The sequence below is a fragment of the uncultured Planktomarina sp. genome (genome assembly GCA_943788425.1).
Lineage (GTDB): Bacteria > Pseudomonadota > Alphaproteobacteria > Rhodobacterales > Rhodobacteraceae > Planktomarina.
The window spans coordinates 25,690-52,471 of record CALSQF010000012.1; the positions used below are offsets into that span (position 1 = coordinate 25,690).

27 protein-coding genes are annotated in these 26,782 nt (G+C 54.7%); 15 read left to right on the forward strand and 12 right to left on the reverse strand.

Annotated features, from left to right (window positions below; genetic code table 11):
- Positions 1 to 28: 28 nt before the first annotated feature.
- Together ABLW18_RS10820 and ABLW18_RS10825 are read right to left on the reverse strand one after the other, a co-directional pair.
- Positions 29 to 499, reverse strand: a complete 471-nt coding sequence (locus ABLW18_RS10820) for a DNA polymerase III subunit chi (RefSeq protein ID WP_347824819.1) — start codon at positions 497 to 499, stop codon at positions 29 to 31.
- A complete protein-coding gene (locus ABLW18_RS10825) occupies positions 492 to 1,982 on the reverse strand; it encodes a leucyl aminopeptidase (protein WP_347824820.1) in 1,491 nt (496 codons plus the stop codon). Before ABLW18_RS10825 ends, ABLW18_RS10820 begins: the two co-directional genes overlap by 8 nt.
- A 122-nt stretch (positions 1,983 to 2,104) precedes the next feature.
- Here ABLW18_RS10825 and ABLW18_RS10830 point away from each other — a divergent pair, with 122 nt between their 5' ends.
- The 7 genes from ABLW18_RS10830 to rsmA all read left to right on the forward strand — a co-directional run bounded on the left by ABLW18_RS10830 (position 2,105) and on the right by rsmA (position 9,572).
- Positions 2,105 to 3,223 carry an LptF/LptG family permease gene (locus ABLW18_RS10830; protein WP_347824821.1) on the forward strand — a complete coding sequence of 373 codons (1,119 nt, stop codon included), beginning with the start codon at positions 2,105 to 2,107 and terminating at the stop codon, positions 3,221 to 3,223.
- Positions 3,220 to 4,317 (forward strand): LPS export ABC transporter permease LptG, encoded by a 1,098-nt coding sequence (gene lptG / locus ABLW18_RS10835; protein ID WP_347824881.1) that lies wholly within the window; start codon positions 3,220 to 3,222, stop codon positions 4,315 to 4,317. Before ABLW18_RS10830 ends, lptG begins: the two co-directional genes overlap by 4 nt.
- A complete protein-coding gene (gene lptD, locus ABLW18_RS10840; RefSeq protein WP_347824822.1) occupies positions 4,318 to 6,453 on the forward strand; it encodes an LPS assembly protein LptD in 2,136 nt (711 codons plus the stop codon).
- Between the two features lie 12 nt (positions 6,454 to 6,465).
- Positions 6,466 to 7,305: a peptidylprolyl isomerase gene (locus ABLW18_RS10845; RefSeq protein ID WP_347824823.1), complete on the forward strand. Its 840-nt coding sequence runs from the start codon at positions 6,466 to 6,468 to the stop codon at positions 7,303 to 7,305.
- A gap of 17 nt (positions 7,306 to 7,322) precedes the next feature.
- Positions 7,323 to 7,664 (forward strand): hypothetical protein, encoded by a 342-nt coding sequence (locus tag ABLW18_RS10850; RefSeq protein WP_347824824.1) that lies wholly within the window; start codon positions 7,323 to 7,325, stop codon positions 7,662 to 7,664.
- A 68-nt stretch (positions 7,665 to 7,732) separates the two neighbouring features.
- Entirely contained in the window at positions 7,733 to 8,746 is a 1,014-nt protein-coding gene (pdxA, locus tag ABLW18_RS10855; protein ID WP_347824825.1) for a 4-hydroxythreonine-4-phosphate dehydrogenase PdxA, read from the forward strand.
- Positions 8,736 to 9,572: a 16S rRNA (adenine(1518)-N(6)/adenine(1519)-N(6))-dimethyltransferase RsmA gene (gene rsmA, locus ABLW18_RS10860; protein ID WP_347824826.1), complete on the forward strand. Its 837-nt coding sequence runs from the start codon at positions 8,736 to 8,738 to the stop codon at positions 9,570 to 9,572. The genes pdxA and rsmA overlap by 11 nt, the downstream gene beginning before the upstream one ends.
- 140 nt (positions 9,573 to 9,712) lie before the next feature.
- Here the strand turns inward: rsmA and ABLW18_RS10865 are convergent, their stop codons facing one another.
- The 7 genes from ABLW18_RS10865 to ABLW18_RS10895 form a co-directional block, all read right to left on the reverse strand.
- Positions 9,713 to 10,372, reverse strand: a complete 660-nt coding sequence (locus ABLW18_RS10865) for a DUF4167 domain-containing protein (protein WP_347824827.1) — start codon at positions 10,370 to 10,372, stop codon at positions 9,713 to 9,715.
- A gap of 100 nt (positions 10,373 to 10,472) precedes the next feature.
- Positions 10,473 to 11,324, reverse strand: a complete 852-nt coding sequence (prmC, locus tag ABLW18_RS10870; RefSeq protein ID WP_347824828.1) for a peptide chain release factor N(5)-glutamine methyltransferase — start codon at positions 11,322 to 11,324, stop codon at positions 10,473 to 10,475.
- On the reverse strand, positions 11,321 to 12,370 hold the full coding sequence (gene prfA / locus ABLW18_RS10875) for a peptide chain release factor 1 (RefSeq protein WP_347824829.1): 1,050 nt from the start codon (positions 12,368 to 12,370) through the stop codon (positions 11,321 to 11,323). Before prfA ends, prmC begins: the two co-directional genes overlap by 4 nt.
- 60 nt (positions 12,371 to 12,430) lie before the next feature.
- Positions 12,431 to 12,817: a DUF1499 domain-containing protein gene (locus ABLW18_RS10880; RefSeq protein WP_347824830.1), complete on the reverse strand. Its 387-nt coding sequence runs from the start codon at positions 12,815 to 12,817 to the stop codon at positions 12,431 to 12,433.
- Between the two features lie 11 nt (positions 12,818 to 12,828).
- Complete coding sequence (gene speB, locus ABLW18_RS10885) at positions 12,829 to 13,770, reverse strand: agmatinase (protein ID WP_347824831.1); 942 nt, start codon at positions 13,768 to 13,770, stop codon at positions 12,829 to 12,831.
- 282 nt (positions 13,771 to 14,052) lie between these two features.
- Positions 14,053 to 15,024, reverse strand: coding sequence for an agmatinase (gene speB, locus ABLW18_RS10890; protein WP_347824832.1), 972 nt, complete (start codon positions 15,022 to 15,024; stop codon positions 14,053 to 14,055).
- Positions 15,025 to 16,191 (reverse strand): M20 aminoacylase family protein, encoded by a 1,167-nt coding sequence (locus tag ABLW18_RS10895; RefSeq protein ID WP_347824833.1) that lies wholly within the window; start codon positions 16,189 to 16,191, stop codon positions 15,025 to 15,027. It lies immediately after the preceding gene.
- Positions 16,192 to 16,240: 49 nt separating this feature from the next.
- On the opposite strand from ABLW18_RS10895, the gene mazG reads away from it, so the two are divergent.
- On the forward strand, positions 16,241 to 17,053 hold the full coding sequence (gene mazG, locus ABLW18_RS10900; RefSeq protein ID WP_347824834.1) for a nucleoside triphosphate pyrophosphohydrolase: 813 nt from the start codon (positions 16,241 to 16,243) through the stop codon (positions 17,051 to 17,053).
- A 66-nt stretch (positions 17,054 to 17,119) separates the two neighbouring features.
- Positions 17,120 to 18,130 (forward strand): Fe(3+) ABC transporter substrate-binding protein, encoded by a 1,011-nt coding sequence (locus ABLW18_RS10905; protein ID WP_347824835.1) that lies wholly within the window; start codon positions 17,120 to 17,122, stop codon positions 18,128 to 18,130.
- A gap of 73 nt (positions 18,131 to 18,203) precedes the next feature.
- Here ABLW18_RS10905 and ABLW18_RS10910 read toward each other — a convergent pair whose 3' ends face one another.
- Together ABLW18_RS10910 and ABLW18_RS10915 are read right to left on the reverse strand one after the other, a co-directional pair.
- Complete coding sequence (locus tag ABLW18_RS10910; RefSeq protein WP_347824836.1) at positions 18,204 to 18,752, reverse strand: peptidylprolyl isomerase; 549 nt, start codon at positions 18,750 to 18,752, stop codon at positions 18,204 to 18,206.
- Positions 18,745 to 19,257, reverse strand: coding sequence for a peptidylprolyl isomerase (locus ABLW18_RS10915; protein WP_347824837.1), 513 nt, complete (start codon positions 19,255 to 19,257; stop codon positions 18,745 to 18,747). The genes ABLW18_RS10910 and ABLW18_RS10915 overlap by 8 nt, the downstream gene beginning before the upstream one ends.
- Before the next feature lie 120 nt (positions 19,258 to 19,377).
- On the opposite strand from ABLW18_RS10915, the gene ABLW18_RS10920 reads away from it, so the two are divergent.
- From ABLW18_RS10920 to ABLW18_RS10945, 6 genes are all read left to right on the forward strand, one after another.
- On the forward strand, positions 19,378 to 20,556 hold the full coding sequence (locus tag ABLW18_RS10920; protein ID WP_347824838.1) for a phosphoglycerate kinase: 1,179 nt from the start codon (positions 19,378 to 19,380) through the stop codon (positions 20,554 to 20,556).
- 109 nt (positions 20,557 to 20,665) lie between these two features.
- Entirely contained in the window at positions 20,666 to 21,559 is an 894-nt protein-coding gene (locus ABLW18_RS10925; protein WP_347824839.1) for a fructose bisphosphate aldolase, read from the forward strand.
- An 88-nt stretch (positions 21,560 to 21,647) separates the two neighbouring features.
- Positions 21,648 to 21,947 carry a septum formation initiator family protein gene (locus tag ABLW18_RS10930; RefSeq protein ID WP_347824840.1) on the forward strand — a complete coding sequence of 100 codons (300 nt, stop codon included), beginning with the start codon at positions 21,648 to 21,650 and terminating at the stop codon, positions 21,945 to 21,947.
- Between the two features lie 105 nt (positions 21,948 to 22,052).
- A complete protein-coding gene (gene pdhA, locus ABLW18_RS10935) occupies positions 22,053 to 23,051 on the forward strand; it encodes a pyruvate dehydrogenase (acetyl-transferring) E1 component subunit alpha (protein ID WP_347824841.1) in 999 nt (332 codons plus the stop codon).
- Between the two features lie 3 nt (positions 23,052 to 23,054).
- Positions 23,055 to 24,428, forward strand: a complete 1,374-nt coding sequence (locus ABLW18_RS10940; RefSeq protein ID WP_347824842.1) for a pyruvate dehydrogenase complex E1 component subunit beta — start codon at positions 23,055 to 23,057, stop codon at positions 24,426 to 24,428.
- 10 nt (positions 24,429 to 24,438) lie between these two features.
- A complete protein-coding gene (locus tag ABLW18_RS10945) occupies positions 24,439 to 25,755 on the forward strand; it encodes a pyruvate dehydrogenase complex dihydrolipoamide acetyltransferase (RefSeq protein WP_347824843.1) in 1,317 nt (438 codons plus the stop codon).
- 83 nt (positions 25,756 to 25,838) lie between these two features.
- On the opposite strand, the gene cysE is transcribed toward ABLW18_RS10945, so the two are convergent.
- Positions 25,839 to 26,636: a serine O-acetyltransferase gene (cysE, locus tag ABLW18_RS10950; RefSeq protein WP_347824844.1), complete on the reverse strand. Its 798-nt coding sequence runs from the start codon at positions 26,634 to 26,636 to the stop codon at positions 25,839 to 25,841.
- Between the last annotated feature and the right edge of the window lie 146 nt (positions 26,637 to 26,782).

The window sequence follows — 26,782 nt, forward strand, 5'->3', positions numbered from 1 at the left end:
GCTTACTTAGAGATGTTTTGGCCGGCCGCTAGGCCGTGCTGGCGGCTTTTTCCGCCTGAAGTTCCCAATTGCCTTGGGCTTGGCTCCAATATTTCGCCGCGAGCCCTGCCTCTGTTAGGGACCTCCATTGCGACCGCGCCGTTTGCATGTGCAGCCCATTGTCATCTTGAAACAGGATACACACGCGCTTGCTGGCTAAGACCTCATCGGCGGTAACGGCGCTGCCACCGACACAAATCAAACAGTCGTGCTGTGCCTTATGCCCCTCCAGCGCAAGCAGTACAGGTTGATCGGCCTCCTGGGCTGCGCCGGCGAGCCCATGGGTCAGGAACTCTTCAGCGGGGCCTTGCCACAGTGCATCGTCGAGCTGACGAATCTCTGCCTCCTCGCGGCCACGGATCAACACCCGCCAGCCATTGGCGAGACATTTGCCCAAAAGTGGGCGCAGGGCCTGATCGACCCTCTGGCGCGTGAGATGGTAAAAGTAGACCTCACTCACCCAGCGCGCCCTCGCCCTTATTCTCGTAATGATCCGCAATCAAACGGTTTAGGGCCCGCACACCCCATCCGGTCGCGCCTTTGGGCGCATAGGCACTTTCTGAGGCAATAGAGGCGACGCCAGCGATATCCAGATGCGCCCAAGGCATGTCGTCTTTCACAAACCGCTGCAAAAACTGCGCGGCTGTGATCGAGCCGGCTGCCCGGGTGCCCACATTTTTCATATCAGCAATGCGCGACTTGAGCATTTTGTCATAGGCCGGCGCCAAAGGCATACGCCAAGCGCCTTCGCCTTCGGCCTTCGCCGCAGTAATAAAATCCTGAGACAATTTGTCATTATTGGAAAATACACCGGCCATTTCATGGCCCAAACCGATGATGATCGCGCCGGTCAAAGTTGCCAGGTTGATCATGCCACTGGGCGCAAAACGTTCTTGCGTGTACCAAAGAATATCGGCCAGAACCAAACGCCCTTCAGCATCCGTATTGATGACTTCGACCGTGTCGCCTTTCATGGATGTGATAACATCGCCGGGGCGCACAGCATTGCCAGAGGGCATATTCTCCACCAGCCCTACAACGCCGACCACATTGGCCTTAGCCCCGCGCTGCGCCAAGGCTTTCATCACCCCCGCAACAACGCCTGCGCCGCCCATATCCATAGTCATATCTTCCATGCCGCCCGCCGGCTTCAAGGAGATGCCGCCGGTGTCAAAGACAACCCCCTTGCCGACCAGGGCAAATGGTACCTCGCCGCCGCCGCCGTTCCAGTGCATGACCACAACCTTGGAGGGGCTGTCAGATCCCTGGCCCACACACAAAAGAGTGCGCATACCAAGTTTTTCCAGCTCCGCTTCCTCCAACACGTCCACCTTGATCCCCAAATCGCTTAAAGCCGCAAGCTGCTCGGCAAAATGGCTCGTTGTCAGCACATTGGCCGGCGCATTGGTCAGGTCACGGGTGAAAAACACCCCTTCCAACACCGCCAATTTTGCCTCAATCTCAGCCTTCTGTTCCAGCGCATCTGCCCCCATCACCTCCACATCAAAGGGAGTTGGTGTCGCATCGCTTTTTTGATCCAAATAGTCATAATTGCGCAGCGCCATGCCTTCGATTAAATCGCTGATCCGCTTGAACTTGCTGAACGCGATGACGAAGCGCTCCGTGACGCTGGCCTTGGCGAGCGCCACGCCGCAGCTGCGGGCCTCAGCTTGGGTGGAATTGCGGTTGATTTTAGCCACGCTCACCGCACAGGCCATCAAGCCAGCCGGATAAGAAAGCGTCATAACTTTACCGCCCCCCAAGTCTTGAAACGCTTTGGAGTCTAAAAATCGTGCCAACGCGCCCTTGGTTGCCTTATTGATCCGCCGCCCCACCACATCCATGCGGCCGTCTTCTTGAACCAAAAGCACGATTTGCCCCTCATAGTCCTGCAAGCGATCTAATTCCAACTCAGAGATGGTAAACTTTGGCAGCGGTGTCATGGGCGTTCCTTTAAAAAAATTATGGGCGAAGCCTAGCTTGTCGCATTGATTTTGACCAGATTCATGTTTCTGTTCTGTGCAATTTCCTTTAGCAGTAAACACAAGATCACTGCGGAGGCCATATGGGGCGGATCAACACATATATTCTAAAGCAATTGCTCACAATGTTTGGGTTTTTTGCATTGGTATTGGTGTTGATTTATTGGATCAACCGCGCAGTGCGCTTATTTGATCGGCTGATTGCCGATGGTCAATCAGCATTGGTCTTTTTGGAGTTCACCTCCCTCACCCTGCCTTGGATGATATTTGCAATCGCCCCAATCGCCGGATTTGCTGCGGTGATCTATGTGGTCCATCGCCTGGTGACAGACCGCGAGTTGGTGGTTATGCAGACCGCGGGTCTGTCGGTGGCGCAGATTGCCAAACCCGTCTGGGGCTTTGCGGTGAGCCTTGCGGTCTTAACCCTCGTGCTCAGCAGCATCCTGGTGCCGATTAGCCAAGCGCAACTGCATCTAAGGCAGATGGAAGTTGCTGAAAACCTCACCGCAAGGCTGTTGACCGAGGGCAAGTTCCTAACACCGAGTGCCACCATTACCTTTTACCTACGCCATATCACCGCGGAAGGTCAGCTCGAAGGCGTTTTCCTCAATGATGCCTCCAGCCCCGGCAAAAATATCACATACTCAGCGGCCAAAGCCTTTTTGGTGCGTTCAGAGGTTGGGCCGCGCTTGGTGTTGATTGACGGTGTGATCCAGAACCTCGATCTGAGCAGCGAAAAACTCGCGGTCACCCAGTTTAATGATTTCGTCATAAATATTGGTCAAATCGTCAGCCCAGGCGGCACAGCCCCCAAGGGCGCAGAGCATTTCACCAGCCTGGAGCTGATCCAAAAACTCGTGAGCGCGCCGGATATGACGCAAAGCGCCCGCTTTGACATGCTCTATACGCTGCATCAGCGATTGGCAGGACCGTTATTGTCAATATGCCTGGTGCTGATTGGTTTTGCGGTGATGGTCACGGCCCGTTACAGCCGCTTTGGCCACTGGCGTCCAATCTTGATGGCGGTTATATATCTGATTTTGATTAAATTTATTGAAGGTCTTTGTTTAGACTACAGCCGCCAAAATCACGCGGCGCTTTGGGTTTTATACCTGCCCTCTCTCTTTGGCGCGGTGCTGTCTTACAGCATCATCTTCAAGGCCGATCAAATATGGGTCTCGCAAAAGGTGCCGGGCGTATGATTTTGCATTTGTATTTCGCCCGCCGCTTTGCCGTAGCATTTGCCTATGTTTTGGGTGGGTTCTTGGTATTGGTCGTCTTATTGGATTTCATCGAACAATTGCGCCGATTTCGCGGAATGGAGATCACGCTCAGCCAAAAAACGCATTTGGTGGTGCTCAATGTGCCGGCCACGCTCTACCAAATGCTCCCATTAGTCACAGTGCTCTGCTCGATCATGTTGTTTTTGAACCTGGCGCGCAGCAGTGAATTGGTGGTGACGCGGGCCGCTGGGCGTTCTGCCTTGCGCGCCCTATATGGTCCGATCCTCACATCACTGCTTATCGGGCTTATTGCGGTCGCCATTATCAACCCAATCGTCGCCGGTACACAAAAAAAATATGAGCAGCTTTTGTCGAGTTTTTTTTCATCAAGGGTAAGCGCCGTCTCCGTTTCAAGCACCGGGCTTTGGTTGCGCCAAGGCGACGACCAGGCGCAAACGGTCATCCATGCCAAGCGCAGCAATTTGGATGGCACACGCTTGTTTGACGTGGCGCTTTACGAATTCGACCTGAGCGGCCAGGCCACACGTCGTATTGCAGCCACAACGGCGACTTTAGGAGACGGGTTTTGGAACCTTATTAATGCGAAAGAATGGCAACTGGAACTTAGGGGCAATCCAGAGGCTGAGGCAGATACAAAAAGACAGTATAAAATTCCAACCGAATTGACCAAAGATCATATTCAGGACAGCTTTGGCAGCCCATCTTCAATACCGATCTGGCAATTGCCCGCCTTCATCAACCAGCTCGAAAAAGCTGGCTTTTCCGCCAGGCGCCATCGGGTTTGGTTTCATATGGAGATGGCACTGCCGTTATTTCTCGCCTCGGTCGTCATGATCGGTGCTGGGTTTACGATGCGACACGGCCGGCAAAGTCGGACGGGCATACGCGTGCTTATGACCCTGCTGTTTGGCTTTGGTCTGTATTTTCTGCGCAATTTCGCCCAAATTCTCGGTGAAAATGGCCAATTGCCAGAAATTTGGGCGGCATGGATACCGCCCATTGCCGCCATTGGCTTGTCCCTGGCGTTTCTTTTGCACACAGAGGACGGTTAGATGAGATGGCTTCTTCTTACAGTCCTATGGTTGACTGGAGCGCCGGCACTTTGGGCACAGGACGCGGCCCATTTGATTGCCGACCGCATTGAAATTTCACCCGAAGGCACCCTGCGTGCCAGCGGGTCCGTGACTGTGTGGCATGGCGGCGTTCAGATCACCGCCCGGACCATCACCTATAATAGCCGCGAGGGACGCTTGTCGCTGTCAGGTCCCATCAAGCTGCAAGACGGCAGCGGAACAGTCATATTGGCCGATCAAGCCGATCTGTCCTCCGATCTCTCGGCGGGGATCATCACCAGTGCCCGGATCATCCTAAGCCAGCAAGTGCAAATTGCAGCGGCGCAGATTTCCCGCGTGACTGCAACCTATAGTCAAGCCTCGCATGTCTCTGCGACCTCTTGTTTTGTCTGCGCCGGTCAGACGCCACTTTGGCAAATCCGTGCCAAGCGTATCGTACATGACAGCGCAGAAAAGCAAATTTATTTTGATCAGGCACAATTGCGGATAATGGACGTGCCCGTGTTTTTCTTTCCCTATTTGCGGCTGCCCGACCCCAGCTTGAAGCGCGCCACCGGGTTTTTGGTTCCAGAACTGACCACCTCTACGACTTTAGGGACCGCAATTCGCGTGCCATATTTCATTGAAATCGGCGATCATCGCGACCTCACTCTTTCGCCAATGGTGTCTTCGCGCACCAAGACCCTGGGCCTGAGATATCGCCAAGCCTTTCACACAGGGACCATCGCGCTTGAGGGCGCTTATTCGCGCGACACGCTTCTTGCGGGCCAGGATCGCGGTTATATCTTCGGCACGGCCAATTTTGCCTTAGACACTGGCTATGCATTCAGCGGACAGCTGCAAAGCACCAATGATCCGGCCTATTTATTTGAATATGACGTCAAAGAAATTGATAGGTTGGAAAACAAAGTCACGCTTGTGCGCACCCAAAAAAGCCGCAACATAGAGCTGCGGTTTTCCAACTATCATTCCTTGCGTGACAGCGAGAGCAATGCCACCCAACCAACTTTAGTCACCGAAGCCATCACACAATATCGAAATTATCCCAATGATTTAGGAGGTGTTTTTGATCTGAAAGCCAGCCTATTGACCAGCTACCGCTCCTCCACATCCCCGGTTGACGGACCAGACAGGGGCGATGAGGTTGACGGCTATGACACGCTGCGCCTGTCATCGCTGGCCAAATATCACCGCGATTGGGTGCTGCCCAAGGGGTTAGTTGTAGATGTCGCCACTGAGCTGGAAGCATCCCATTACCTTGTGCGCCAGCACCAAGATATCGCACCTGTCGTCACCCGGATCAGCAGCGGCGGCGCACTTGGCCTGCGCTGGCCCCTCGCCCGGAGGTTTGCCGGTGGTGCCGTGCAGCGGCTCGAACAGCGCATCCAATTGGCCGGGGTGATCGCGGATTCGGATACTATTCCCAATCAGGACAGCACTCAGGTCGAGTTTGACGAGGGTAATCTGTTCCGCTTCAATCGCGCGCCAGGATTCGATCTGATTGAAACTGGCCTTCGCCTAAATATCGGGCTGGCGGGCGGCATTGAGTATCCAAATCAAACCAAGATTGGCTGGGAGATTGGCCGAATCTATCGAACAGACAGCACCAACAGTTTTACCAAGACCTCGGGCCTAAGCGGCCACGTGAGCGATTGGCTGCTCGCCGCCCAAGTCCAAACCTCCCATGGCATGGAATTGGTTGCGCGCAGCTTGCTAGAAGATTTCGGTCGGCTCAAAAAATCTGAAATCCGTGCCAGTTGGCACACGGGCAATCATCGGCTGGACACAACCTATGTTGGATTAACCGCCGATGAGGCGGAAAATCGCCAGGTGGCGTTAAGCTCGCTTGCATTGAAATGGAACTACCAATTTTTGCCCGATTGGCTCTCGACCTCGGAATTTCAATTTGACACCTCAGTCGGTGAGGCGTCCAAATTCGAATTCGGGTTAGAATATGAAAATGAATGCGTTATCTTGGATTTTTCGGCCTCGCGTCGGTTTGCAACATCCACCACGTTGACAGATAAAACTGAATTTGGTCTGAGTGTAGAACTGGCTGGATTTTCTACTGGCGTCAGAAACATAAAGAAAAGCCGTCAATGCGGCGAATCGTAAATGAGGTTTGAAATGATCAAGATCACCCGGCGCATCGGTCTAGCAGCTCTTGTTTTGATCGGCTCGCTCCAAAGCGCCTCTCAGGCGCAAGGGCTGTTTGATCCGGTGATTTCCGTAAACAGGGCCGCTATCACAGCCTATGAGTTAGAGCAACGCGAGCTGTTTTTGGAAATTTTACAGCGCTCCTCTGGTATGGCGCAGCGCGCGCGCGACAGTTTGATTGAAGATCGTTTGAAAATGGCCGCCGCTGATCGGGCTGGAATTAAGCTCAGCGGTGCACAGCTGCTTAGTGCCATGGAAGATTTTGCCGCCAATGCCAATCTCGACCTCGATCAATTGCTCGAAACCCTGGCGCAAAGCGGCGTTGATGAGCAAACTTACCGCGATTTCATCATGGTTGGTGTGACCTGGCGCGAACTTATTCGCGCCCGCTTTGCGGCCCGCAGCGCACCAAGTGAAACAGAAATTGACCGGGCACTTGCCTCTGCTGGGGCTCAGGGCGGGGTCAAAGTGCTCTTGACTGAAATTGTTTTACCAGCCGGCTCTGCGGAAGATCTGAACATCGCACGTCAAACTGTGGAACGCTTAGGGCGCATCAGTTCAACCGCTGAATTCTCTGAACAAGCCCGCCTACTCTCGGTTGCGCAATCGCGCGTGAATGGTGGTCGGCTGGAATGGGCCAATCTGAGCGACCTGCCCGATGGTCTGCGTCCTATTATTTCCGGTTTGCGCCCAGGTCAGATCACCAACCCGCTTGAGGTGCCAAATGCCGTCGTATTGTTTCAACTGCGTGATGTGGCAGAGACCACATCGCAATCGCCAAAGATTTCCACCATTGAATACGCGCATTAAAGGGACCGGCGGATGCTGTGAAAGCCGCCACGCAGATGGCCGATACCTGTGATGATTTTTACGGCGCGGCCAAAGACGATCCATCGCTCACCTTGACAATTCGATCTGAAAGCCCCAATCGAATGTCCCAAGCCTTATCTCTGCGGCTGATGGGGCTGGATAAGAATGAATTTGATGACATGCCGGCAGCGGCAGGGGATCATCCTGAAATTGTCATGCTCTGCGCGCGGGTCTATGCAGCGCTAGAAGATGTTTCGATGGGACAAGTTGCAGATAACCTGCGCTCTGCTCGTATCTCAAGCCTGGCCGACGGCTTTCTCGCCGAGCTGCGCGCCAGCGCAGATGTCGTCTATCATTAACGCCCGACTGCGGTGATGGTTTTACAAAGTTTCAAATCCAGAAGAATTGGCTCCTGGCGCTTTGAAATTTGATTTTTGGTACAGGTGCTTTGGTGATTACAGATAAGACCATACGCGCGCCCCTTGCCGTCCCCTGCGGCGATCCCGCTGGCATTGGGCTTGAAATATTTAGAACTGCGCAGAAAGAGATTGGCACAGAGATCCCTATGGTCCTTTTTGGCGATCAGCGGCATTTGCCGCGGGACGTTCCATTCACGCTGTTTCAGCCCAATACGGCACCGCCACCCCCAGATCACATTTGGCTGCATCAAATCGATTTCGCCCAACCCGCGCATCCTGGCCTCCCAGATCCGCGCAATGCAGTCGGGGTCATCGCGGCCATTGAAAAGGCAGTACGGCTCACCCAGGCCGGACAGATGGCCGGTCTATGCACTGCGCCCATTCATAAGGCGATTTTGCAAGACGGGGCTGGATTTCAGTTTCCCGGACATACGGAATTTCTGGCGCATCTCTGCGATGTTCAGCAGGTTGTGATGATGCTGACTTGCCCGACGCTTTCGGTCGTACCGCTCACCATTCATATCCCGATCAGCGATGTGCCTCAGGCGATCACCAAAGAGTTGTTTCACAGCACCGCTCACATCCTGCATGAGGCCCTGCGCCATGATTTTGGCATCGCAGCACCGCGCATCAGCGTCGCCGGGCTCAATCCACATGCCAGCGAAGGCGGTAAGATTGGCCAGGAGGATATTGACCAAATCACCCCCTGGGTGGCTGAGCTGCAAAACGCCGGGCTGGCCATCACCGGACCCCATTCCGCAGATACGCTATTTCACCCAAAAGCGCGCGCCAGCTATGACGCAGCTCTGTGCATGTACCATGATCAAGCCTTGATCCCAATTAAGACCTTGGATTTTTCCGGCGGCGTGAATGTCACCTTGGGGCTGCCCATCGTGCGGACCTCTCCCGACCATGGCACCGCCTTTGATATTGCCGGTAAAGGCCTTGCGGACGCCTCCTCAATGGTTCAAGCCATACGCTGTGCAGATCGCATGATAAGGGCGCGCCAGAATGCAAATTGACGATCTTCCACCACTGCGCGACGTGATTGCCTCCCATGGATTGGAAGCAAAAAAATCTTTGGGACAGAACTTTCTACTGGATCTCAACATTACATCAAAAATTGCCAGGCTGGCCGGAGATATAAGTGGCCATGATGTCTTAGAAGTGGGGCCCGGACCGGGCGGTTTGACGCGCGGGCTTTTGGCTGCTGGCGCGCGCCGGGTCGTGGCCTTGGAGAAAGATCCGCGCTGCATGGGGGCTCTGGCCCAGATTGCTGCGGCCTATCCGGGCCGTTTGGATGTGTTCAACGCCGATGCTTTGGATTTTGACATCCGCGGCCAACTCACCGGACCGGTCCGCGTGGTGGCCAACTTGCCCTATAACGTGGGCACCGAGCTTTTGGTCCGCTGGCTGACACCGAAAGACTGGCCAGCATTTTGGAGCAGTTTGACTTTGATGTTTCAAAAAGAGGTGGCTGAGCGGATTATCGCAAAGCCAGGCACAAAGGCCTATGGGCGCCTTGGTATTTTGGCGCAATGGAAGAGCAGTCCCTCTGTGGTCATGGAACTGCCACCTGAAGCCTTTACCCCGCCACCGAAAGTCCATTCGGCCGTCGTGCATCTCGAAGCCTTGGCAGAACCACGATTTCCAGCGCCAGCGGGGCTTTTGTCGTCCACAGTGGCTATGGCGTTCAATCAACGCCGCAAGATGCTCCGTTCGAGCCTGAAGTCTGCCGCTCCAGATATTGAAACCGCACTGCGAGATGCGGGACTCGAGCCCACCGCGCGGGCCGAAGAAATATCTCTTGAAGGATTCTGCGCCTTGGCGCGCCGACTGGCGAAATAAATCTAAAAAACACCCGATCAAACAAAGGCTGAGGGTTAAGACCTCTACATAATCCAACCAACAATCCATAACATTTTGCCCGATGGCAACACCGGGCTGCGCGCGGGGCTGAGACCTATTGAGAGCCAAAGAGTCCTGATTTAATCTTCTAAAACAGGCGCAGGCGTGGCGGCAGCGTCAGCCTCCGGTGCCGGGTCACTGACCGGTTTGGCGGGCCGACGGCGCACACGCGGTTTGGCAGGCTCGGCACTGTTGCTCGGCTCTCTCGGTGGAGTTTGCGCCAAATCGGCCGGGTTCAAAGGTGCTAAATCCGGCTGCGGCGCATCTGAAAAATCAGCCACGTCCAAGGCTGAGGGCATTTTGGCATGTTCATCATCGCCGCTATTGCGCCGCGGTTCCGCGCGATCGCTGCGTTCACCCCGTTCCTGATCCCGCTGAGCTTGTTTCTCACGATTCTCACGATCTTGCTGATCCCGGCGCGCCTCGATTTCTCGCTGAGCATCTGCCAAGAGCCGCATGTAATGTTCAGCGTGCTGCTGGAAGTTTTCAGCTGCCACACGGTCACCTGACAATTGTGCATCACGGGTGAGCAGTTGGTATTTTTCAATAATTTGCTGCGGCGTGCCACGAACTTTGCCTTCGGGCCCTGAACTATCAAACACGCGGTTCATGATGTTCGCGCCGGAGCGATTATGATTATTACGATTATTCTTCGAGCGAGGGCGCGTTTTTGAAGATCTCATGTTTTGAAAAAGCCTATTTGGCGACGGACCGATTAAGTAATAACTGCAATTGGTCATGATTGAGTTTCATGTCGTACATGCCTGCGCATGGTCTCGACGCTTTTTACAAAACATGTTTGGCCCAAATCAGCAAGCAAAAAATCGTTATTTGTTCCGATTATTCCATTTTTTCCACCCGAGCCTGGCAAGAGACAACACGCGGTCTGTGGTCCAAATCTTCCAAAATGGCGATGTCGCGGTAGCCTTCTTTGCGCAGTATCTGAGCCACCGCAGCCCCTTGGTCATAGCCAATTTCAAACAGCAACCGGCCCTCTGGCGCTAAAAACCCATGCGCTTGATGGGCAATTGTCGCGTAATGGCTCAACCCATCTATATTGTCGGTCAGCGCAGATATGGGCTCGTGATGCACTTCCGGTGATAGGCCTTTCAGTGCAGCCGGGTGAATATAGGGCGGATTGGAGACAATAAGATCAAATTGCTCGGCGGAAAGCTCCTGACACCAGTCAGATCGGCAAAACCTAAGGCGATCGGTTAAGCGCAAATTTTCAGCGTTGCGGCGCGCCACCTCAAGCGCCTGTGCCGATTGATCCACGGCCAGTCCGCGCGCCGATGAATTTTCAGCCAAGAGCGACAGAATGATACAGCCCGACCCTGTCCCAAGATCCAGGACATTTTCAAACGGGGCCGATAGCGCGCGCGCCACCAGCTCTTCGGTTTCCGGTCGCGGATCCAAAACATCGGGGGTGACGATAAAACGATGTTCATAGAAGTCGCGGTAGCACAAAATATGCGACATCGGCACACGCGCCACCCGAGACCTCAGAGCAGCCTCTAGCTTGGCAGATTGTTCGACATTAAGCGTTTCTTCGAGCCGCATAGAGACTTGCAGCGGGTCTAAACCCACCACAAAGGCCAATAAAATGCGCGCCTCGCGTCGAAACTCCTTAATACCGGCGCCCGAAAGCCTTTGCCCGGCATGTGTCAAGGCCGTCTGGAAACTTTGGCTCATCCGTTCATTTCCGCCAGCAAGGCCGCTTGCGCCTCTGAGGTCAACGCATCAATGATTTCGTCCAAATCACCCTGTAAGATTTGCTCAAGCCGGTAGAGCGTGAGACCGATGCGATGATCGGTCATCCGACCCTGTGGGAAATTATAGGTACGGATCCGTTCTGAGCGATCGCCAGATCCTACTTGCGATTTGCGGTTGGCAGAGCGCTCCCCATCCACCCGCTCGCGTTCCAGATCATAGAGCCGGGTTTTGAGAACCTGCATGGCAATTTCGCGGTTGCGATGCTGTGATTTTTCAGCGCTGACCACAATCAATCCGGTGGGCAAATGGGTGATGCGCACCGCGGAATCGGTGGTGTTCACATGCTGCCCCCCGGCCCCGCTGGCTCGCATGGTATCAATGCGAATATCGTTTGGATCAATGTGAATATCCACATCCTCCGCTTCAGGCAATACCGCCACTGTGGCCGCTGAGGTGTGAACGCGCCCGCCGCTTTCTGTGCTAGGCACGCGCTGCACCCGATGCACGCCGCTTTCATACTTCAGCTTGGCAAAAACCCCTTCACCTTTGATATGGGCGACAAACTCTTTCACACCGCCCAGCTCTGTGGCTTGATGTTCAATAACATCAAAACCCCAGCCTTTGGCCTCAACATAGCGCTGATACATGCGGATCAAATCGGCGGCAAAAAGCGCAGCTTCATCACCGCCTGTTCCAGGACGAATTTCCAAAATCGCCGGACGCGCATCTGCCTCATCTTTCGGCAAAAGCGTCAGCTGCAAATCATGCTCGGCCTTGGGCAATGCCGCGCGGAGCACGGGCAGCTCTTCTGCCGCCAGCTCGCGCATATCTGGATCATCCATCATCATTTCCGCATCAGATATATCGCGCAGCAAAGTCTGATAGGCCCGCACTTCTTCGACCACTGGCCGTAAATCAGAATATTCCTTGGCCAATTTGGCAATATCGCCGGCACCTTCTCCCATTTGAGCTTCGATGAACTCAAACCTTTGGATGATTTGCTGTAATGTATCTTCTGCTATCATGCCTTCAGCTCGCCTATGTCGCCTGCGGCGTCAAGAGGGGCCGAAGCGTTGCAGGCGATTTTAACGGGCAATCCAGGCCTCAATCCGTTTTTTATTGCTGCCCCAGTCAAATCCGCCGAAACTAGAGTGACCACGCAGATGCGTGCCATTCTCATCGCGCCACAGCTCGGCAATGTCTTTAAAACCCCAGACGCGGGATCGCAGGAGCACTTTGAGCCGAGGTTCCAACGTCAGTATCTCGTGGCGCGGATTGGCCAAAATGCGGCTTTTGATCTGCGCAAAATCGAGATCATCACGGCGTAAATACAAGCCGCTGAGATGCGTTTGCACGCTTTTCCCGGCCGCCATAGGCCCGCCCGGCCAGTCGGAATGCACAATCGGCCAGAAGCGTGCCACAACTTGCAAGCCAGCAAAAAGCGCCAGCGCCACCACCAGAATTTTTATCAAAAGTTAGCCCCTCAACGATAAGCAACACCGGGCAGGATGCTCAAGATTTCAAACATCAAATTCGCCGCCGTTAGGGCCGTGTTGCCCGAAGTGTCATACATAGGGCTCACTTCAACCATATCAAACCCAACGATATTCAATCCACGTAGGGCGCGGATCAGTTCCATAGCCTGCGGCGTGGTCAGCCCGCCAATCTCTGGCGTGCCGGTGCCCGGGGCATAGGCCGGATCTAGGCTGTCGATATCATAGGTCAGATAACAGGGGTGATCCCCGATGGCTTGGCGAATCTCTTGGCCCAGGGGGGTCAGAGATTTGTGCCAAATTTCTGGCGCCGTGATCATATTGAAGCCCCAATCGGCGGCCTCGGAAAAATCTTCAGCCGTATAGCCGGTGCCGCGCAAGCCTATTTGATAGACCAACTCCGGCACAAGCAGCCCTTCCTCAAAAGCGCGGCGGAATACCGTCCCATGGGTTTCACGCTCTCCAAACATCTCATCGTTCACATCCGCATGTGCGTCGACATGCACCAAGGCCACAGGCCCGTGCTTTTTGCCAATCGAACGCAGGATCGGCAGGGTTAAAGAATGATCCCCGCCCAGCGTAGCCGGCACCACAGGGTAGTCGTGCAAACCGTCGTAGGTCCTCTCAATAATGCTCAAACTCTCAGCCAGGCTAAAGGTATTGATTGCAACATCGCCCATATCTGCCACTTGCAGGCTGTCAAAAGGTGCCGCGCCTGTCTGTAAGTTATACGGCCGGATCATCGCGCTTTCTTGGCGAATTTGCTTGGGGCCAAACCGCGTACCGGACCGCCAAGAGGTGCCAATATCCATGGGGATGCCCAGCACAACGACATCCAATCCCTCTGGACTTTGTGCCTCTGGCAGGCGCATAAAGGTTTGCTGCCCGGCAAAACGGGCCAAATCATTGCCGGAAATTGGTTGGTTGGGCATGCGCATATCCTTTGTCTTTGCCCAGAGTTTGCGGGGGATGCCGCGCTGTGGCAATGGAAAACTTAGCCACTGAGCTTGAAGACTGGGGAAATTTAGAGATCACAGGCGCCCTATGGGCGGCGAAACTGATACAGAGCTCTGCATGGCCCCGGCCGCCACGCCATAAGGTTTTGCCCGGTGGCAAGACCGGGCTGCGCCTTCTCATCTTATGTTGACCTGCCGTTTTGCAGCGGCCTTTGCAACTGTTCTAGGACACAAGCCCATAGACAGGTTTGATAGGGCTTAAGCGCGGCCTGCGCGCAGGTTCCAACAGTAAAGGCACATCAACTCCATACCCACATGCGCCCCCGCAATCGCCGTGGCGCCGGTGGTATCAAAGGGTGGTGAGACTTCAACCACATCGCCACCTTTCATATTGATCCCGCGCAAGCCGCGCAAAATGGCAGCGGCCTGCGCCGACGACAGGCCGCCCCACACCGGCGTGCCCGTGCCCGGTGCGAAAGCCGGGTCAAGGCAATCAATATCAAAGGTCAGATAGGTTGGGTGATCGCCAACAATCTGCTTTATCTGCGCCACACTGGCCGCCCAGCCCTGCTCATGCACGCGCGGCGCATCAATGACATGCACCCCAGCGTCGTAATCATTCTGGGTGCGAATGCCGATTTGAACCGAGCGTTTCACATCCACGATCCCCTCTTTCACAGCCTTATAAAACATCGTGCCGTGATCCACTCGAGCCGGATCATCATCTGGCCAAGTGTCGGAATGGGCATCAAACTGGATCAAAGCCAGGGGGCCAAATTTTTCCGCATAGGCCCGCAGAATTGGAAAGGTGATGTAATGATCCCCGCCAAGGGTCAAAGTGCCTGGCCCTTTTGCAAGAATGCCGGAAATATGCGCCTTGAGAGCTGCTGGAAAGGCGGGGATATTGGCGTAATCGAAGGCCAGATCTCCATAATCACATATGTTATACTCCGCCAAGGGGTTGATATCCCAGCCATAGGGCGGATCACAGGGCTGCAAGCTGCTCGCCTCCCGGATTGCCCGCGGACCCAGCCTTGTGCCGGGGCGGTTGGTCACCGCCTGATCAAACGGCACGCCCGTGACCGCAAGATCTACGCCCGCCAGATCTTTTGAATAGCGACGACGCATAAAAGATAAGGCACCACCGAAGGCATTTTCAAAAGACATGCCTTTGTAGCCCTCGCCCGTAATCGCATTATCCACGTCATTTGCTGCGTCTTTCAGTGCCATTTATTGCTCCAAAGGTTGCGCGCGTTCTACCAAACGCGCAAAAAATGAGGCCCCGACCGGGGATACTTCATCATTGAAATCAAAGGCCGCATTGTGCCAAGCGGCCCCCTCTCCCTGCCCCAAAAACAAATAACACCCCGGCCTTTTTTCCAGTAGATAGGAAAAATCCTCCGCCCCCATCTCGCGAGTCCGGTCTGTCTCAAGAAGAGCCGTCCCGCAAACCTCTTCGGCCACCTGGCTGGCAAAGGCAGTGTGTTCGGGCATATTGACCGTGGCGGGATAGCCGCGGCTATAGGTGCATGTCACATCGACCGCAAAGGCCGCCGCGTGACCTGCGCAAATTTCACGCATCCGCCGCTCGACCATATCCTGCACCGGACGGGCAAAACTGCGCACCGTGCCACCGATGAAGGCGCTGTCATTGATGACATTATCTATTGTGCCTGCGTGAATTTGCGTCACGCTCACCACCAAATCCTCGACCGCATTGTGATTGCGGCTCACGATGGTTTGAAACGCCTGGGTAATCGACACAGCGGCCGGAATGGCATCAACGGCCAAATGCGGCATGGCCCCATGACCGCCCTGCCCGGTAATCTGCACTTCAAATGTGTCCACCGCTGCCATGATCGGACCGGGCGTCGTGCTCAACTGCCCAACTGGGGCATCTGGCTCGCAATGCAGCGCGTAGACACTGTCAATTGCAAAACGCTCAATAAGCCCCTCTTGCACCATAACCTCACCGCCGCCGCCATTCTCCTCGGCCGGCTGAAAGATCAAGGCCACAGTGCCGGCAAAATTACGCGTTTCCGCCAAATAGCGCGCCGCGCCCAGCAACATGGTGGTATGCCCGTCATGGCCACAGGCATGCATCTTGCCTGGAACCTGACTGGCATAAGCCACCCCGGTTGCCTCCTCAATTGGCAGCGCATCCATATCGGCGCGCAGGCCAATCACTGGGCCGGGGGCGCGGCCATGTATCAAAGCCACGAGCCCAGATTGCGCAATGCCACTGTGAATTTCGGTGATGCCAAACTCTTGCAAACGCTCCACCACGAATGCGGCGGTTTCATGGCAGTCAAACCCAAGCTCTGGATTTTGATGCAAATGACGTCGCCAGGCTTTCATGTCCTCAGCAAATTCAGCGATACGGTTGACGATTGGCATGGGCTGGCTCCTTATGGGCCAAGAAAAGCGGAATTGAGGGAGCAAGGCAATGGAGAATAATGATCTGCTACACGCAAAAAATGGGGGTATTGAACGTCTGCTTTATATCATGCGTCGCCTGCGCGACCCTGACACGGGCTGCCCTTGGGATATTGAGCAAAGTTTCAGCTCCATTGCCCCCTATACGATCGAAGAGGCCTATGAGGTCGCCGATGCCATTGCGCGCGGAGATATGGCCGATTTGAAAGGAGAGCTGGGCGATCTGCTGCTGCAAACGGTCTATCACACCGCTATTGGAGAGGAGGAGGGACTTTTCACCTTTCACACGGTCGCCGATGCGATCAGCGATAAAATGGTTGCCCGTCATCCGCATGTATTTGGCGATCAGTCGCGCGATAAAACCGCAGAGCAGCAGACCATAGACTGGGAAACCATCAAGGCCGCAGAACGCGCTCGAGCCGATCAAACCCGAACTTTGGACGGGGTTGCTCTGGGTTTGCCCGCATTGACGCGGGCGGTCAAATTGCAAAAGCGCGCGGCGCGGGTCGGCTTTGATTGGCCAGATATCGAGCAGGTGCTCGACAAGATACGCGAAGAAATTGATGAGCTTACGGCGGCCGAGAGCGCCGCGCATCGCCATGAGGAATTTGGTGACGTAATGTTCGTTATGGCCAATTTAGCTCGGCATTTGAACATTGATCCAGAGCAGGCTTTGCGAGATGCAAATCAAAAATTTACGCTCAGATTCAATTGTATTGAAGATAAACTTCAACAAGAGGGCCGGACGCCTTCACAGTCGGATCTCGCCGAGATGGACGCGCTTTGGAACGCGGTGAAACAGGAGGAGCCAAAACCTTATTAAAATAATCAGGTATTGACCTGACAAAAATACTCGGATATAAGCTCCCCAGCAACCTTGGAGAAAGCTATGCCTAATTTTCACGTCACCACCCTTGCCCTTTGCGCGTTTGCCATTGCCACCCCACTGGCCGCAAAGGAGGTCAATGTCTATTCCTACCGAGAACCCGCCTTGATCAAACCTTTGATGGATGGCTTTACCGAAAAGACCGGAATTGCGGTCAATGTTGCCTTTCTAAAGAAAGGTATGATTGAGCGTTTGCGGGCTGAGGGCAAACGCTCGCCCGCGGATTTGGTGTTCACCACTGATATTTCACGGCTTCATAACGTGGTCTCTGCCGGGCTTACGCAGCCGGTGATTGATGCCAGCCTGACAGAAAATATCCCAGCAGCATATCGCGATCCCGAAAATCAATGGTTTGGCCTGACCACACGGGCCCGGATCATCTATGCCTCAAAAGAGCGGGTCACCAAAGGCGAGGTTACCAGCTATGAAGAGCTTGCAGATCCGAAATGGCAGGGACGTATTTGCACGCGCTCCGGCACACATTCTTATATGCTCGCCCTTACCGCCGCCTATTTGCATCACCATGGTGAAGCTCAGACATTGACTTGGCTCAAAGCGGTGAAAGCCAATCTGGCCCGCAAACCGCAGGGCAACGACCGGGCGCAAGTCAAAGCGATATGGGCGGGGGAATGTGATATTTCCATTGGAAACACATATTATATGGGCAAAATGCTCGCCGATCCCGAACAGCAAGCCTGGGCCGGCAGCGTTTCAATTGAATTTCCAGTGTTTGAAGGCGCGGGCACGCATGTGAATGTATCTGGCATGGCAATGACCAAATCTGCGCCCAATCGGGACGAGGCACTGGCCCTGATGACCTATCTTGCCTCACCGGCCGCGCAAGAGATTTACTCGTCCGACAATTACGAATACCCGATCGCACCGGGCACCCAAGCCGATCCTTTGGTGCAAAGCTGGGGCAGCTTTAAGGCTGATCCGGTCAACCTCACCACCATCGCCAAACTCCGCTCAGAGGCGCTGCGCCTCACCGAATTGGCAAATTTTGACGGCTAGGCATGAAAAAGGCGCGGGGCATCTGCACCGCGCCTTTGGCCGTTGACGGCCAGGAGGTCTAAAACACCCCTCATTAATCCACCGCAGTCACCCGATGCATCACATCAGGCTGGCCGGTAATCGCTCCCGATTGCGGATGCCCGCGTTTCAAGCGATCCACCACATCCATCCCCGAGGTCACACGACCGACAACCGTATATTGCCCATTGAGGAAATAGCCCGGCTCGAACATGATGAAAAACTGGCTATTGGCGCTATTTGGGTTTTGCGAGCGGGCCATGCCGACCACGCCGCGGTCAAAGGGCACGTCAGAAAATTCTGCTAGGATATTGCCCAGGTCTGACCCGCCCATGCCAGCGCGCGACATATCTTCGGGATTTTTTCCAAAGCGTACATCACCGGTCTGCGCCATAAAGCCCTCAATGACCCGATGAAACACCACCCCATCATAAGCGCCCTGCTCTGCCAGTGCCAAAATCTGCGCTGAATGCAACGGCGCCACATCCTCGAGCAGATCAATTTGAACCGTGCCAGTCACAGTCTCGCCAAGGACCTCAATTTCAAGACCACCGGCCAAAGCAGGCCCGGCGATACATGCAAAAACTGCGGCGAGCCTAAGCATCGGCAGCCACCTTCATAGAAATCATGCGATCTGGATTGGGCGCCGGTTCACCGCGGGTGATGGCATCCACATGTTCCATACCAGAGGTTACGCGGCCATAGACTGTGTACTGACCGTTCAGAAAGTGATTGTCAGAAAAGTTGATGAAGAATTGGCTGTTGGCCGAATCTGGGTTTTGTGACCGAGCCGCACCGATGGTGCCGCGGTCATGGGGCAGTTTGGAGAACTCAGCCTGGAGATTTGGCAGTTTCGACCCGCCAGTGCCGGCCGCGCGCAGGTTGAAGTTATCTTCCATATTGCCGTGCTCCACATCGCCGGTTTGCGCCATAAAGCCATCAATTACGCGGTGAAACGCCACATTATCGTATTGCCCGGTCCGCACCAAATCTTTCATCCGCTCACAATGTAGCGGCGCCACATCTGGCAAAAGCTCGATGGTGACTGTCCCATCTTTCAATTCCATCAAGATTGTATTTTCGAGGTCTTTGGTCTGCGTATCGGCCATTGGGGCGCTCCTTTTGATTTGGTCGGCAACCTAATGAAAATTCCAGCGAAGGAAAAGACCCAACCGGTTGACCTTCGCCCGATATCGGGTGTTAACAGAGCCTCAGTTAAGGAGACCGAGATGAGCTGGAAAACTTTGGATCACATGCAACTCCTGGGCAAGCGCGTGCTCACCCGTGTTGACATCAATGTGCCAGTCGAAAATGGCCGCGTCACTGATACCACGCGGATTGATCGGATCGTGCCCACGGTGCAGCATATTTTGAAATCCGGTGGGACGCCCATCCTCATTGCCCATTTCGGGCGGCCAAAAGGACGGGCCGTAGATGAGCTCTCCTTAAAAGTCACCGTGCCGGCCCTTGAGCGGGCCCTGGGAGTTGCGGTGAAATTCACCAGCCTAGATCAGGCGCGCGAGACCATCGCTTTTGCCAAAAACCAAGTGGTTTTGATCGAGAATATTCGATTCGAACCGGGCGAAGAGCCCAATGATCCGCAATTGGCTCAACGCTTGGCAGATCTGGGAGATATTTATTGCAATGATGCCTTCTCCGCCGCCCATCGCGCCCATGCCTCGACCGAAGCTCTGGCCCGGTTGCGGCCAGCCTGTGCCGGCAGGTTGATGGCAGAAGAACTCAAGGCGCTTGAGGCAGCATTGGGCAGGCCCGAACGCCCGGTAGTGGCAGTCGTTGGTGGTGCTAAGGTCTCCTCAAAATTGGATCTGTTAAGCAATTTGGTGGGGCAAGTAGATCACCTCGTCATTGGTGGCGGCATGGCGAATACGTTTCTGGCCGCGCAGGGATATGCAGTGGGCAAAAGCCTCTGCGAGCATGATCTGGCCGAGACGGCACGGCGCATTTTAGAGCGGGCGCAAACCACGGGTTGCGAGATTATTTTACCCTCGGATATCGTTGTTGCCCGAGAATTTTCTGCCCATGCACCGCATCAAACTGTCGATGCCCAGGCCTGTCCAGAGGATGCAATGATCCTGGATGCCGGGGCTGAAACTGTCGCGCGCATTGGCGCATGTTTGGCCGGTGCCCGCACTTTGATTTGGAATGGACCACTCGGCGCTTTTGAACTGCAGCCCTTTGACCGCGCCACCAATGCCGCAGCGCAATCAGCCGCAACCCTGACCAAAATGGGCAAGCTGATCTCGGTGGCCGGAGGTGGCGATACGGTGGCTGCGCTCAACCAAGCCGGCGCGGCCGATGGCTTTAGCTATATCTCCACCGCGGGCGGTGCATTTTTGGAATGGATGGAGGGCAAAGATTTGCCGGGCGTCGCTGCGCTGACCGCCTAAGATCGTCAAGCGCGCCCTAATTTCAGACCGTTAGCGCCACCAATATTGAAGCTTTGCGCCAAGCCGCCTAAACCGTTTTCATAGCTTCAACTTTGAGTCGGTAGTCAGCATGTCACATCAAGAACAACGAGACTTAATTCAGGCCGGCCAAGGCTTTATTGCCGCTTTGGATCAAAGCGGTGGGTCGACCCCCAAAGCTCTGGCTGCCTATGGGGTTGATGCGAAAGCCTTCTCCAGTGATGCAGAAATGTTTGATATGATCCACGCGATGCGCAGCCGGATTGTGCGCTCTTCTGACTTCACAGGCAGCAAAGTGGTCGGCGCGATTCTCTTCGAAGATACGATGGATCGGGATTTCGATGGGCAACCGGCGCCGCAATATTTGTGGCAGCAACGTGGCGTTGTGCCATTTTTGAAGGTCGACAAGGGCCTGCAAGACACAGCCGAAGACGTGCAATTGCTCAAACCGATGCCGGATCTGGACAGTGTTTTGCAGCGCGCCGCAGCATTGGGCATTTTTGGCACAAAGATGCGCTCTGTTATTCATGGTGCCAACCGCGAGGGCATCTCGCAAATTGTTGCGGAGCAATTTGAGATTGGCGCGCAGATCATCGCCCAGGGTCTGACACCTATTCTGGAGCCAGAAATTTCAATCACAATTGCGGATAAGCCAGACGCAGAAAATATTTTGCGCGATACGCTCTTGAGCCATCTCGATGCTCTGCCCGCCGATCAAACGGTGATGCTCAAACTCACACTGCCCGAAACGGCCAATCTTTACAGCAGCCTTTGCCAACACCCGCGCGTTCTGTCGGTTGTCGCGCTGTCAGGTGGCTATAGCCGCGCAGAGGCCAATGCGCGCCTGTCCAAAAACAGCAAGATGATTGCCAGCTTCTCCCGCGCCCTCACCGAAGGGCTATCTGCAGACCAAACAGATGCGGAGTTTGATCGAACCCTGGGGCAAACCATAGATGAGATCTACCGCGCCTCAATCGCAGGATAAAATTTAAAAGAAAAACGAATCAGGGGATTCACAAGGATCGCCTGACGTGTCATACTGCTTAAAAGCCCGTGAGAGGCATAGGCAATACATGAGACAGCGCAGCATCCCTTCAGTTGGCCCTCTGGCCGTGACATTTGTGTCGCTGACATTGGCCGCCTATTTCATATTTTCCGCCATTCAAGGCGATTACGGCATTTTGCGCCGCGCAGCCTACCAAGCAGAAGCCGATGAGTTGCAGCAAAAATTGAGCACAGTGCAACGTTCAATTTCTCAACTGGAAAACAAAACTCTGCGCCTGTCAGATCACTATTTAGATCTTGATCTCTTGGACCAACAGGCTCGTGATGTTCTAGGCTTCATTCGCCCCGATGAAATCGTCATCCAGTAAATCAATCTAATTACCTCAATTAATTATATAAAATAAATTGTTCACATTGGCAATCAACCTGTGATAAAGAATAGTTTAACGCTAAACTATTTTTACGAGGTCCCGATGGCGGCTAAAAAAACAAGCAAGACAAATGTCTCGAAGGACGATTTGCTGCATTACTACCGCGAAATGCTGCTGATCCGGCGATTTGAAGAGAAGGCCGGCCAGCTCTATGGCATGGGTTTGATTGGTGGCTTTTGTCATCTCTACATCGGTCAAGAAGCAGTTGTGGTGGGACTCGAAGCGGCAGCAGAGGAAGGCGACAAGCGCGTGACATCCTACCGCGATCACGGCCATATGCTGGCCTGTGGCATGGAAGCCAACGGCGTTATGGCCGAGCTGACCGGTCGCAGCGGCGGATATTCCAAAGGCAAAGGCGGCTCGATGCATATGTTCTCGAAAGAGAAGCATTTCTACGGCGGTCACGGCATTGTGGGAGCGCAGGTGCCCATCGGTGCAGGCCTGGCATTTGCCGATAAATATCTCGGCAATGGCCGGGTAACCTTTGCATATTTCGGAGATGGCGCAGCCAATCAGGGCCAGGTTTACGAAACGTTCAACATGGCAGCGCTTTGGGATCTTCCAGTGGTTTTTGTGATTGAAAACAACCAATACGCCATGGGCACATCACAGCAACGCTCCACTTCATCCGCAGAAATCTACGAACGTGGCCGCGCCTTTGGCATTCCGGGCGAAGCGATTGATGGCATGGATGTTTTGGCGGTAAAAGCCGCTGGCGAGACGGCCGTTGCGCATTGCCGCTCTGGCAAGGGCCCCTATATACTTGAGATCAAAACCTACCGCTACCGCGGCCACTCAATGTCCGATCCCGCCAAATACCGGACACGCGAAGAGGTCCAGAAAATTCGTGAAGAAAAAGACGCCATTGAACATGTGCGCGATCTGCTCCTGACCAGTAAACATTGCAGCGAAGAGGATCTCAAGGCGATCGATAAGGACATCAAAGCCGTGGTCAACGAAAGCGCGGAATTTGCAAAACAAAGCCCAGAACCGGCTTTGGATGAACTTTGGACAGATATTTATGCACAGGCGGAGGCTTAACCCATGGCGATTGAAATTTTGATGCCCGCACTGTCCCCTACAATGGAAGAAGGCACCCTGGCCAAATGGCTGGTTGCTGAAGGTGATAAGGTCAGTTCAGGCGATATCCTGGCTGAAATTGAAACCGACAAAGCAACAATGGAATTCGAAGCGGTTGATGAGGGAGTAATTGGCAAACTGTTGATTGCGGAAGGAACGGCCAATGTGGCTGTCAACTCTGCCATTGCCGTTTTGCTTGACGAGGGCGAGAGCCTATCTGATGCCGCCTCCCCGGCCCAGACGGCCGCCCCAGCAGCCAGCGCTGCTGCGCAAACGCCGGCAGCGCCAACCAGCGCATCTGCGCAAGCCCCCGTTGCTGTGCAGGTCGTCGAACATGATGTGCCGGCCGGCACGTCATTTAAAAGCCTGACCGTGCGCGAAGCCATTCGCGAAGCCATGTCCGAGGAGATGCGCTCTGATGAGACGGTCTACCTCATGGGTGAAGAGGTGGCAGAATATCAAGGCGCTTATAAGATCTCGCAAGGTATGCTCGATGAGTTCGGATCCAAACGCGTGATTGATACGCCAATTACCGAGCATGGGTTTGCCGGCATTGCTGTCGGTGCCGCCTTTGGTGGGCTAAAGCCTGTTGTCGAATTTATGACCTTCAACTTCGCCATGCAGGCGATGGATCATATCATCAACTCTGCGGCCAAAACCCTCTATATGTCCGGTGGTCAGATGGGCGCGCCGATGGTATTCCGTGGCCCCAATGGGGCAGCGGCCCGCGTCGGAGCGCAGCATAGCCAAGACTATGCGGCCTGGTATGCCCATATCCCTGGGCTGAAAGTCGTGATGCCATATTCGGCAGATGATGCCAAAGGTCTGCTCAAATCAGCCATTCGCGATCCCAACCCGGTGATCTTTTTGGAGAATGAAATTCTCTATGGCCAGAGCTTCCAAGTCCCAGACTTGCCCGATTACACCGTGCCTCTTGGCAAGGCGCGCATCTGGCGCGAGGGCAATGACATCACATTGGTCAGCTTCGGCATTGGGATGAAATATGCGCTGGAAGCCGCAGATCAACTGGCTGAGATGGGCGTCAGTGCGGAAGTTATTGACCTACGCTGTTTACGTCCTTTGGACACCGCCACGGTGGTGAACTCTGTGAAAAAGACCAATCGCTGCGTCACCATCGAAGAAGGGTTCCCGGTCTGCTCTATTGGCAGCCATATCTCCTCTGTTCTGATGCAGGAGGCTTTTGATTATCTCGATGCCCCCGTTATAACCTGCACAGGCAAAGACGTTCCCATGCCCTATGCGGCCAATCTTGAGAAACTTGCCCTGGTCACCACGGATGAAGTGATGACGGCGGCCAAATCTGTCCTCTACCGTTAAGGAGCGCCCCATGGCACTTGAAATTCTTATGCCGGCCCTATCGCCCACGATGGAAGAGGGAACCCTGGCCAAATGGTTGGTTGCTGAAGGGGATCGGGTTCAATCTGGCGATCTTTTGGCTGAAATTGAAACCGACAAAGCGACAATGGAGTTTGAAGCCGTTGATGAGGGCGTCATCGGCAAACTCTTGGTGGCCGAAGGCACTGCGAATGTGAAGGTCAATTCGGCCATCGCCATTTTGCTCGAAGAGGGTGATGCGGCGGATGCAACCGCCTCGCCGCCAGCTCAAAGTACCGCAGCCGCTGCTCCTGTGGCCGCAGAGGAGAGCACAGCTCATGCGCCAGCTCCAAGCGCGCCACCCAGTGCCGCGCCTGCCGCCATGAGCTCGAATGACGGCACACGCATTTTCGCCTCCCCCCTGGCGCGGCGCATTGCTGCCGATCAAGGGTTGGATCTGACGCAGATCAGCGGATCTGGGCCCAAAGGGCGAATTGTCAAAGCCGATGTGAGTGGCGTCCCTGCCGCAGCCGCAGCCTCCTCTGCCGCCGCAGCGCCCCTCGCCGGCGCTCCCGGCCCCGCAGCCTCACTGCCCAGCTCCGCAAGTGCCGCCAGCGTGGAGGCACTTTATCAGGGTCGCAGCTATAAAACCGTATCTTTGGATGGGATGCGCAGGGTGATTGCCGACCGGTTGACCGAAGCCAAGCAAACCGTCCCGCATTTCTACCTCCGCCGTGACATTCAGCTCGACAATCTGCTCAAGCTGCGCAGTGAGGTGAACGCGGGGCTTGCAGCTCGAGGTGTGAAGCTCTCGGTGAATGATTTTATCATCAAAGCCTGCGCCATGGCGCTGCAAAGCGTTCCGGCGGCCAATGCAGTTTGGGCCGGTGACCGCGTTTTGCAGATGGAAGCGTCAGATATCTCTGTCGCCGTTGCCATTCAGGGGGGATTGTTCACTCCGGTCCTGCTGGACGCTGACAGCAAATCTTTGTCAAAATTAGCGGTTGAGATGAAAGATCTCGCCGCCCGCGCCCGCAGCCGCAAATTGGCGCCCCATGAATATCAGGGTGGCAGTTTCTCGATCTCAAATCTCGGCATGATGGGCATTGATAACTTTGATGCGGTGATCAACCCGCCGCAAGGGGCCATTCTCGCGGTCGGAGCTGGCAAAAAACGCCCAGTTGTGGACGCAGATGGCACGCTGAGCGTGGCAACTGTCATGTCCGTGACCATGTCCGTGGATCACCGGGTGATTGACGGGGCTTTAGGCGCCGAATTGCTCGATGCGATTGTTCACAATCTGGAGCATCCCCTGTCTATGCTGGCGTAAGCGCTGGCTCATAATCACCAAAAAACCCGGCCCAGCCAATGCTGCGTCGGGTTTTTTTATGACACTGCGTGCCCTTGGGCCGCTCAACCTAGGAGTTGATCCATGGTGATGGAAGGTTGCTCACAACCAGCCTCTCCGACAATCTTTGCAGGAACCCCAGCAACTGTTTTGCAAGGCGGCACCTCATGGAGCACCACAGAGCCAGCGGCAATCCGGCTGCAATGGCCAACTTTGATATTGCCCAAAACCTTTGCCCCCGCCCCAATCAAAACACCATTGCCGATCTTTGGGTGACGTTCATCATCTTGCTTGCCCGTGCCGCCCAAAGTTACCGAGTGCAGCATTGATACATTATCTCCCACCACAGCCGTCTCACCGATCACGATCGAATGCGCGTGATCAATCATAAGCCCGCGTCCGATAACGGCTGCGGGATGAATATCAATGCCAAAGACTTCTGAAATTCGAGATTGGAAAAAATACGCCAGATCTTTGCGCCCGTCGCACCAGAGGGCATGGCCAACGCGATAGGCTTGAATAGCTTGGAAGCCCTTGAAAAACAACAAAGGCTGAGTCAAATTATGGCAGGCTGGATCACGTTCACGTACCGCCATGAGATCGGCGCGCGAATAGGCCCCCAGACCCTCAGATTGGATGGTGTGATCAGCAATTTCGCGCAGCATTTGCTCTGGCATTTCTGCTGACGCCAGCTTCAGCGCAATACGGTAGGACAGGGCTTGCTCCAAGCTGCTGTGATGCAGAATGCTGGAATGGATCATAGCGCCTAAGAGCGGCTCCTGCGCCAATGCGCTTTGCGCTTGCCGCAGCATTTTATCCCAAACCGGGTCTATGGTCTCCAATTGCGCTGCTGTTTGTGCCATGGGTCAATCCTCTGGTAGGGCTTTGTTTCCCATTACATAGGCAGATTACCAAACTTATCAACCTATCTGCCCAGATGTTTCACCTGACACAGGCGACCGGGGCCACTCGGAATTCTTGAAAAGACCTCGGCATCACCCGAGCCGCC

Excerpts from the sequence above, each read along its gene's own strand:
- ABLW18_RS10825 (WP_347824820.1), bottom strand. The coding sequence starts at position 1,982 with ATGACACCGCTGCCAAAGTTTACCATCTCTGAGTTGGAATTAGATCGC.
- ABLW18_RS10830 (WP_347824821.1), top strand. The coding sequence starts at position 2,105 with ATGGGGCGGATCAACACATATATTCTAAAGCAATTGCTCACAATGTTT.
- lptG (WP_347824881.1), top strand. The coding sequence starts at position 3,220 with ATGATTTTGCATTTGTATTTCGCCCGCCGCTTTGCCGTAGCATTTGCC.
- lptD (WP_347824822.1), top strand. The coding sequence starts at position 4,318 with ATGAGATGGCTTCTTCTTACAGTCCTATGGTTGACTGGAGCGCCGGCA.
- ABLW18_RS10845 (WP_347824823.1), top strand. The coding sequence starts at position 6,466 with ATGATCAAGATCACCCGGCGCATCGGTCTAGCAGCTCTTGTTTTGATC.
- rsmA (WP_347824826.1), top strand. The coding sequence starts at position 8,736 with ATGCAAATTGACGATCTTCCACCACTGCGCGACGTGATTGCCTCCCAT.
- ABLW18_RS10865 (WP_347824827.1), bottom strand. The coding sequence starts at position 10,372 with ATGACCAATTGCAGTTATTACTTAATCGGTCCGTCGCCAAATAGGCTT.
- prmC (WP_347824828.1), bottom strand. The coding sequence starts at position 11,324 with ATGAGCCAAAGTTTCCAGACGGCCTTGACACATGCCGGGCAAAGGCTT.
- prfA (WP_347824829.1), bottom strand. The coding sequence starts at position 12,370 with ATGATAGCAGAAGATACATTACAGCAAATCATCCAAAGGTTTGAGTTC.
- speB (WP_347824831.1), bottom strand. The coding sequence starts at position 13,770 with ATGCCCAACCAACCAATTTCCGGCAATGATTTGGCCCGTTTTGCCGGG.
- speB (WP_347824832.1), bottom strand. The coding sequence starts at position 15,024 with ATGGCACTGAAAGACGCAGCAAATGACGTGGATAATGCGATTACGGGC.
- ABLW18_RS10895 (WP_347824833.1), bottom strand. The coding sequence starts at position 16,191 with ATGCCAATCGTCAACCGTATCGCTGAATTTGCTGAGGACATGAAAGCC.
- mazG (WP_347824834.1), top strand. The coding sequence starts at position 16,241 with ATGGAGAATAATGATCTGCTACACGCAAAAAATGGGGGTATTGAACGT.
- ABLW18_RS10905 (WP_347824835.1), top strand. The coding sequence starts at position 17,120 with ATGCCTAATTTTCACGTCACCACCCTTGCCCTTTGCGCGTTTGCCATT.
- ABLW18_RS10910 (WP_347824836.1), bottom strand. The coding sequence starts at position 18,752 with ATGCTTAGGCTCGCCGCAGTTTTTGCATGTATCGCCGGGCCTGCTTTG.
- ABLW18_RS10915 (WP_347824837.1), bottom strand. The coding sequence starts at position 19,257 with ATGGCCGATACGCAGACCAAAGACCTCGAAAATACAATCTTGATGGAA.
- ABLW18_RS10920 (WP_347824838.1), top strand. The coding sequence starts at position 19,378 with ATGAGCTGGAAAACTTTGGATCACATGCAACTCCTGGGCAAGCGCGTG.
- ABLW18_RS10925 (WP_347824839.1), top strand. The coding sequence starts at position 20,666 with ATGTCACATCAAGAACAACGAGACTTAATTCAGGCCGGCCAAGGCTTT.
- ABLW18_RS10930 (WP_347824840.1), top strand. The coding sequence starts at position 21,648 with ATGAGACAGCGCAGCATCCCTTCAGTTGGCCCTCTGGCCGTGACATTT.
- pdhA (WP_347824841.1), top strand. The coding sequence starts at position 22,053 with ATGGCGGCTAAAAAAACAAGCAAGACAAATGTCTCGAAGGACGATTTG.
- ABLW18_RS10940 (WP_347824842.1), top strand. The coding sequence starts at position 23,055 with ATGGCGATTGAAATTTTGATGCCCGCACTGTCCCCTACAATGGAAGAA.
- ABLW18_RS10945 (WP_347824843.1), top strand. The coding sequence starts at position 24,439 with ATGGCACTTGAAATTCTTATGCCGGCCCTATCGCCCACGATGGAAGAG.
- cysE (WP_347824844.1), bottom strand. The coding sequence starts at position 26,636 with ATGGCACAAACAGCAGCGCAATTGGAGACCATAGACCCGGTTTGGGAT.